This window comes from Nocardiopsis sp. LOL_012, from assembly GCF_048060475.1.
GTDB lineage: Bacteria > Actinomycetota > Actinomycetes > Streptosporangiales > Streptosporangiaceae > Nocardiopsis.
Window position 1 is genome coordinate 1 of the sequence record NZ_JBHMIV010000085.1, and the last position, 1,507, is coordinate 1,507.

A 1,507-nucleotide genomic window follows, 5' to 3' on the forward strand; every position below is an offset into this window, starting at 1 on the left:
AAACGTCGGCCTCCGGCCGCACACCCGATCCCACGTCACCCTCCACCACCCTCAAACGTCGCCTCACGGCGCAACACGACCCGCCACCCCGACTGGGCCGGACGTCCGCGAGAATCAGTCCTCGATCCGGTAATCCAGGGCGGTCGTCCGCTTCCTGCCGAGGAAGACCGCGGCCGCCCCGCCGCCGACGGCCACCGTGGCCGCGGTCGCCAGCAGGGGAAGGGAGCCACCGGCCAGCGACAGCCGGTGCCCCCGCTCGTCGGCCCCCTCATGCCTCGGCACCGGTTCGGGGGACTCTTCGGCCTCGGCCCGCGCGGACGGCTCCCCGTGCCGTGGCACCGCCGCGGAGCCGTCGTCCAAGGCGGGCGCTGGCGCGGCTCCGAGCACGCCCAAGGCGGCGGACAGGACCACGCCTGTGAGGAAGCGGCGAACGGTCGATCGTGAGGGGGACACCACGACACTCCTGCTGGTTCGATGGGGGATGTCCGACCGGTCCACCGGCACGGTCACGGCGCCGGAGGGCCGGGGGCGAACCGGCCGGGGAGGGCCCGACCCGGCCCCTGTGACTACGGGTCAGGCGCCACACCGGACTCCCCTGTGCCCCGACAACGGCCGGGCCCCGGCGAGAGTTCCGTTTCCACCGAAGCCCCGTGGCGGAGCTTCCAGGACGGCGGCCATTGCGGAGAAAGCAACAGAAAAGGGCCCGGGAACGGCGTCCCGGGCCCTGGGTCTCAGGTCAACCGACCCTCACCCGCATCAGCTCTCGCTGTTCTCCTCGTCGGAGGAGACAGAGGCGTTGTCGGCCTTCCGGCGGCGCGCCAGGAAGGCCGCGGCGCCACCGCCGACGGCGATCGCGGCGCCGGCCGCGATGAAGCCGCCGATGGGCGAACCGGTCTGGGCGAGCGGCTCGTCGGTCATGGGGTCGGCCTTGGGAAGGGTCTCCTCGTCGCGCTCGGTCTCCTCCGGCGTGTTCTGGTCCTCGCCGCCGTCGCCCTCGCCGCCGTCGCCGCCGTCGCCCTCGCCGACGGAGCCGGTGGTGATACCGGCGATGGCCGTGGCCAAGGGCGCGTACTCCACGATCTCCTCGTCGACCACGAAGACCAGGATCAGCTCGGTGAAGGCGTCGTTCCAGTGGTAGCCGGAGTCGGTGGTCTCCTCGGTGTCACCGTAGGGGAAGAGTCCGACGGTGATCTCGGTCTCCTGGCCCTTGATCTCACCCGAGAAGCTTCCCAGGTCGACGGGGCCGCCGGGGGTGGCGCCGTGCGTCACCTCCAGGTCCCACGTCTGGTCGACGGAGACCTCTGCGGAGAAGTCCTCCTGGATGAGGAGCTCGCCGCTGTTGTCGACCGTCTCGCTGTTGGTCTCGTCCAGCGGAACGAAGTCGGTCGCGGCGGCCTCCTCGATCGGCTCCTCGGAGGGGGTCTCGACCGGCGTCTCGGGCTCGGTGGCCTCCTCGATCGGCTCCTCGGAGGGGGTCTCGACCGGCGTCTCGGGCTCGGTGGCCTCC

Annotated in this window: 2 protein-coding genes; both read right to left on the minus strand. The window is 72.1% G+C overall.

The features are described 5' to 3' along the window. Positions 1–114: 114 nt before the first annotated feature. Positions 115–453, minus strand: coding sequence for a hypothetical protein (locus ACFHWE_RS23505; protein ID WP_416604053.1), 339 nt, complete (start codon positions 451–453; stop codon positions 115–117). 303 nt (positions 454–756) lie between these two features. Further along, positions 757–1,507 (minus strand): LPXTG cell wall anchor domain-containing protein (locus ACFHWE_RS23510; protein ID WP_416604054.1); only part of this gene is annotated, 751 nt, incomplete at its 5' end.